This is a genomic window from Mesorhizobium sp. M2A.F.Ca.ET.037.01.1.1, assembly GCF_003998075.1.
GTDB lineage: Bacteria > Pseudomonadota > Alphaproteobacteria > Rhizobiales > Rhizobiaceae > Mesorhizobium.
Genome location: NZ_RZSA01000359.1, coordinates 1 through 5,906 on the forward strand (window position 1 = coordinate 1; position 5,906 = coordinate 5,906).

Below are 5,906 nucleotides of genomic sequence, written 5' to 3' on the forward strand. Positions count from 1 at the left end.
CTCGATGGCGATTTCGGAAGGCGCGGCGGAACAGGTCTTCATCCAGCCCGTGGCGATCGCCTATACGCGCCTGCATGGCATGCCGATGGGCCGCCGCCATCGGCCGATCACCGCCTGGATCGGCGACCAGGATCTGATGCCGCATCTCAAAACCCTGCTTGCCGAAGGCGCGATCGATGCCGAGGTGCATTTCGGCCAGCCGGTGCCGTTCTCCAAGGGTTCGAACCGCAAGGAAACGGCGAGACTGATGGAAGCCAAGGTGCGCGAGATGATGCAAGGCATCCTCGCCGACCCGGCCAAGAACCGGTGAAGTCGAGGCGCACGACGGGCCCACAAGGCAGAATCGTCTGTTTTTTGTCACGGAAAGGCGCTAGAAGCCGCCCGATGGAACTGAACAGGATTGAAAGCCATGGCATCGGCGCTGCCGCCGAGCGCTCGGCCGGCACTGACCGCGCGGCGAAAAAGGTCTTCGTCAAGACCTATGGATGCCAGATGAACGTCTACGATTCCCAGCGCATGACCGATGCGCTGGCCGCCGACGGCTATGTCGCCACCGACGCCGTCGAGGACGCCGATCTGGTGCTGCTCAACACCTGCCATATCCGCGAGAAGGCGGCGGAAAAGGTCTATTCCGAGCTTGGCCGCATCCGCGACATAAAGGCCGAGCGCGCCAAGGCCGGCCGTGAATTGCTGATCGGTGTCGCCGGCTGCGTGGCGCAGGCCGAAGGTGCGGAAATCATCCGCCGCGCTCCGGCGGTGGATCTGGTCATCGGCCCGCAGACCTATCACCGGCTGCCCGACGTGCTGGCGCGGGTCCGCGGCGGCGAGAAGATCGTCGAGACCGAATACGCCATCGAGGACAAGTTCGAGCATCTGCCGCAGCCGAAGCGCGCCGAATTGGCAAAGCGCGGCGTCACCGCTTTCCTCACGGTGCAGGAAGGCTGTGACAAGTTCTGCACCTTCTGCGTGGTGCCCTATACCCGCGGCGCGGAGGTCTCGCGCCCGGTGGCGCAGATCGTCGCCGAGGCCGAGCGGCTGGCCGAGGCCGGCGTGCGCGAGGTGACCCTGCTCGGCCAGAACGTCAATGCCTGGCATGGCGTTGGTGAGAATGGCGAGGAATGGGGTTTCGGCCGTCTGCTGTTCCGGCTTGCGGAAATCCCCGGACTGGCGCGGCTGCGCTACACAACCAGCCATCCGCGCGACATGGACGACGAATTGATCGCCGCGCATCGTGACCTGCCCGCCTTGATGCCCTATCTGCATTTGCCGGTGCAGTCGGGCTCCGATCGGATTTTGAAGGCGATGAACCGCAGGCACACGGCACGCGACTATCTGGCGCTCATCGAGCGCATTCGCGCCGCCCGTCCCGACATCGCTATGTCGGGCGATTTCATCGTCGGCTTCCCCGGCGAGACGGACGAGGATTTCGACGCGACGCTGAAACTGGTGCGCGAAGTGGGCTACGCCTCGGCCTTCACCTTCAAATATTCCCCACGTCCTGGGACGCCGGGCGCCGAGATGGACGGCCATCTTTCCGAAACCGTGAAGGACGAACGGCTGCAGCGCCTGCAGGCGCTGATCAACGATCAGCAGCAGAATTTCATAGCCAGCGTGGTCGGCCGCACCGTCAGCACGCTGATCGAGAAGCCAGGTCGCCGCCCCGGTCAGATTCTTGGCCGCTCGCCATGGCTGAACCCGGTGATTGTTGACGACAAAGCCGGTGGAATCGGTGACATTATTGACGTGCGAATCACGAAGACAGGCCCCAACAGCCTGTTCGCCGAGTTGGCCTAGCCACAAGCCTCGGCAGATGAGGAGAGACGGTTGAGCGCTGCCGAACTGAAGAATCCGCCCCAGAACCAGGCGTCCGGGGCTTCCGACATGGCGCACATCGTACTGACCTTCGACAACAACAAGCTTGCCAGCGCCCTCTACGGCCAGTTCGACGAGAACCTGGCGCGGCTCGAGCAGAAGCTCGGCGTGGATATCCGCTCGCGCGGCAACCAGCTTGCCATCAAGGGCTCGGCTTCGGCCGCCGAACAGGCGCGCCGCGCGCTGGATACGCTCTATGGCATCCTGCAGAAGGGCGTCGACATCGGCCAGTCGGATGTCGACGGCGCCGTGCGCATGGCGATCGCCGCCGACGACCAGTTGACGCTGCCGACCATGGAGCGCAAGGGCAAGGTTTCGGCCGCCCAGATATCGACGCGCAAGAAGACGATCTACGCCCGTTCGCTGACGCAGGACGCCTATATGCGGGCGCTGGAGCGCTCCGAAATGGTCTTCGGCATCGGCCCGGCAGGCACCGGCAAGACCTATCTGGCGGTGGCGCATGCGGCGATGCTGCTCGAACGCGGCATGGTCGAGCGCATCGTGCTGTCGCGCCCCGCGGTCGAGGCCGGCGAGCGGCTGGGCTTCCTGCCCGGCGACATGAAGGAGAAGGTGGACCCCTATCTGCGGCCGCTCTACGACGCGCTCTACGACATGATGCCGGCCGACAAGGTCGAGCGGGCGATCGCGGCCGAAGTGATCGAGATCGCGCCGCTAGCCTTTATGCGTGGCCGCACGCTGGCGCATGCGGCGGTGATCCTCGACGAGGCGCAGAACACCACGCCGATGCAGATGAAGATGTTCTTGACCCGTCTCGGCGAGAACTCGCGCATGATCGTCACCGGCGACCCGACCCAGATCGACCTGCCGCCCAACACCAAGTCGGGGCTGGTCGAGGCGCTGCGCATCCTCGACGGCGTGCCTGGCATCGTCACCGTCCGCTTCAACGAAGGCGACGTGGTGCGCCACCCATTGGTTGCCGAGATCGTCAAGGCCTATGACCGCGACGGCAAGCTGGCGCGGGGCCTGGGCGCCGAAAGCTGATCAAAAGGCTATATGGCTGACAATCCAGCATTAAGCGGCGAGACGCCGGTCAATATCGATATTTTCGTCGAGGCCGGCAATTGGCCTGCCGAAGCCGAGCTGACGCGCCTGGTCGATCGCGCCGTTGCGGCCGCCTTTGCCGAAACAGGGGCGACCGGCGTCTCCGAGCTCAGCGTCGTCTTTTCCGACGATGCTCACATCCGGACGCTCAACGCCGAATGGCGCGGCAAGGACAAGCCAACCAACGTCTTGTCTTTTCCGGCTTTTCCGTTTCCGAAGGGCGGCAAGCTGCCGCCGATGCTGGGCGACATCGTGCTGGCTTCCGAGACGGTGGCGCGCGAGGCCGCACTGGAAGACAAGCCGTTTGAGAACCATATCACCCATCTCGTTATTCATGGCCTACTGCACTTGCTGGGTCATGATCACGAGACCGACGCCGAGGCGGAGGAGATGGAAGCGATCGAGCGCGCAGCGCTTGCGAGGCTTGCCATTCCCGATCCCTACGCGTAACAAAAAAGCTCAATTGACCTGATGGCGATGAACGACACACCAGAAACTGCCGCCCGCCCGGACGCCGGCAGTGCTGCCAAGCCTTCCGAAAAAACGGAAGAGGGCTCGAGTCCGAGTATTCCCACCGGCAGCGCGGCCGCGGAGCCGACGCATGCCGGTCCTTCGCTCTTCGACCGCGTGCTCGGCCTGTTCCGGCACCGCAACGGCACTAGCCTGCGCGAGGAGATCGCCGGCGCGCTTGCCGAAACGACGACCGATGCGGGCGCCTTCTCGCCCGGCGAACGCGCCATGCTCAACAACATCCTGCGCCTGCGCGAAGTGCGGGTCGAGGACGTCATGGTGCCGCGCGCCGATATCGAGGCGGTCGAGATCAACACCACGCTTGGCGACCTGCTCGGCCTTTTCGAGCAGTCCGGCCATTCGCGCATGCCGGTCTATTCCGAGACGTTGGACGATCCGCGCGGCATGGTCCACATTCGCGATGTGCTCGCCCACATTACCAAGGTCGCCCGCGTCAAGAAGGGCCGCACCAGGGCGAAGGCGCTGGTGACGGCGGCGCTCGACCTTGCGCAGGTCGATCTCGCGCGCACCATCGGCGAGCTCAATCTGATCCGCCAGGTGCTGTTTGTGCCGCCCTCGATGCTGGCCTCCGACCTCATGGGCCGCATGCAGACGACGCGCACGCAGATGGCCCTGGTCATCGACGAATATGGCGGCACCGACGGCCTCGCCTCGCTGGAAGACATCGTCGAGATGGTGGTCGGCGACATCGAGGACGAGCATGACGACGACGAGCCGATGATCACGCAGACCGGCGACGGCGTCTTCGTCGTCGACGGCAAGGCCGAGATCGACGAGGTCGCCAAGATGATCGGCGAGGATTTCGCCGCCGGCGAGCATGGCGAATATGTCGACACGATCGGCGGCATGATCTTCAACACGCTCGGCCGGGTCCCGGCCAGGGGCGAAGTCGTGCAAGCCATTCCCGGCTTCGAGTTCCACGTGCTCGACGCCGACCCGCGCCGCGTCAAGCGCGTGCGCATCGTGCAGAGCCCGAAGGGCGAGCGGCAGCGCCGCCGCGCCGCCCGCACCGAGCAGGCCTGACCCCCTGAGCAATTCCAGGAAAAGTGCGTAGCGGTTTTCCATCCGGAATGCGTAAAAAAGAACGTGGAGCGGCATGCCGACCGACGATCCGTTCAAGCATGCGGTCCTGGGCTCAGGCCTCTTCTACCGCGATCCGCGCGCGGCTTTGTCCTTTCTGCAAGCGGCCTTTGGTTTTGAGCCTAGCATGCTGGTGAGCGATCCCGACGGTCGGCTCGTGCATGCCGAAATGCGCTTCGGCGACGGCTATATCATCGTCGATTCCGAATGGGATGAGCGTATCGCCAGTCCCGCCTCCGTCGGCGGCAAGAACACGCAAGCCGTCTATGTCCGTCTGCAGCAGGATATCGACGCTCATTGCGAGAAAGCGCGCGCGGCAGGCGCGGAGATCGTCGAGGAGCCCGCCGATCATTTCTACGGCGAGCGCCAATATCGCGCCCGCGACCCCGAAGGCCATGTCTGGACATTCACCCGCACCGTACGCGTCGTGCCGAAGGACGAGGCCGAGCGACTGACCGGCCTGCGGATCGAGGGCTGGCACAGATAGCGCTACGGTGTATCAGGCGGCGCTTATCTGGGTTTGGATCGCGCGGCGTGGCCTGTTAAACCTCTAACTCCCTGATTCGCGCGACTTGGGAAGCTGGATGCAGCGCTTTGCCGGCCGGATAATTCTGCTGTGGGGGTGGCGGCGGGCGCTGGTGGCCTTTGCCGCCGGAGCGCTGGCGGTGCTTGCCCAGGCGCCTTACGATTTCTTCGCGGTCTGCTTCGTCTCGTTCCCGGTTCTGGTCTGGCTGCTCGACGGCGCCACCGGCGAGGCTTCCGATGGCTGGTTCAGGCGCCTGCGGCCGGCTTTCGCTACCGGGTGGTGGTTCGGCTTCGGCTACTTCCTCGCCGGCCTGTGGTGGATCGGCCAGGCATTGCTGGTCGAGGCCGACAGCTTCGCCTGGGCTTTGCCCTTCGCCGTCGTCGGTATCCCCTTTGCGCTCGCCTTCTTCTATGGCTTCGCCACCGTGGTGGCGCGGCTGTTCTGGAGCAGCGACATCGGCCGCATCGCCGCGCTTGCCTTCGGGTTCAGCCTTGCTGAATGGCTGCGCGATTTCCTCTTCACCGGCTTTCCCTGGAACGCCGTCGGATACACGGCGATGCCGGTGCCGCTGCTGATGCAGAGCGTGTCGGTGACCGGCATGATCGGCATGAACGCGCTCGCCGTCTTCGTGTTTTCGCTGCCCGCGCTGGTCGCGGCGCGCCGGCATCTGAGGCTGGGCCTTGCCCTGTTCGTCATCCTCGTCGCTGGCCATGTCGGCTTCGGCTACGCCCGGCTCGCGGCCCCGGTCGAGCCGGCCCGCTCGATCGATGTTCGCATCGTCCAGCCCTCGGTCGATCTCAGCGAAAAGTGGGACGCCTCGGTGCGCGACCGCATC

The 5,906-nt window shown here is 64.9% G+C and carries 5 protein-coding genes and 2 pseudogenes; all 7 read left to right on the forward strand.

Going from position 1 to position 5,906, the window contains the following annotated elements; all coding sequences use genetic code 11:
* Window positions 1–310, forward strand: a pseudogene (locus EOA27_RS18450) (1-acyl-sn-glycerol-3-phosphate acyltransferase); the annotation flags it as partial.
* 74 nt (window positions 311–384) lie between these two features.
* Window positions 385–1,794, forward strand: a complete 1,410-nt coding sequence (gene miaB, locus EOA27_RS18455) for a tRNA (N6-isopentenyl adenosine(37)-C2)-methylthiotransferase MiaB (protein ID WP_126079422.1) — start codon at window positions 385–387, stop codon at window positions 1,792–1,794.
* An 87-nt stretch (window positions 1,795–1,881) separates the two neighbouring features.
* Complete coding sequence (locus EOA27_RS18460) at window positions 1,882–2,874, forward strand: PhoH family protein (protein WP_245467349.1); 993 nt, start codon at window positions 1,882–1,884, stop codon at window positions 2,872–2,874.
* Window positions 2,875–2,886: 12 nt separating this feature from the next.
* Complete coding sequence (gene ybeY, locus EOA27_RS18465) at window positions 2,887–3,384, forward strand: rRNA maturation RNase YbeY (RefSeq protein WP_126079420.1); 498 nt, start codon at window positions 2,887–2,889, stop codon at window positions 3,382–3,384.
* 27 nt (window positions 3,385–3,411) lie between these two features.
* Entirely contained in the window at window positions 3,412–4,488 is a 1,077-nt protein-coding gene (locus tag EOA27_RS18470) for a hemolysin family protein (protein WP_126079419.1), read from the forward strand.
* A gap of 73 nt (window positions 4,489–4,561) precedes the next feature.
* On the forward strand, window positions 4,562–5,032 hold the full coding sequence (locus tag EOA27_RS18475; protein ID WP_126079418.1) for a VOC family protein: 471 nt from the start codon (window positions 4,562–4,564) through the stop codon (window positions 5,030–5,032).
* Between the two features lie 97 nt (window positions 5,033–5,129).
* Window positions 5,130–5,906 (forward strand): annotated as a pseudogene (locus EOA27_RS18480) (apolipoprotein N-acyltransferase); the annotation flags it as partial.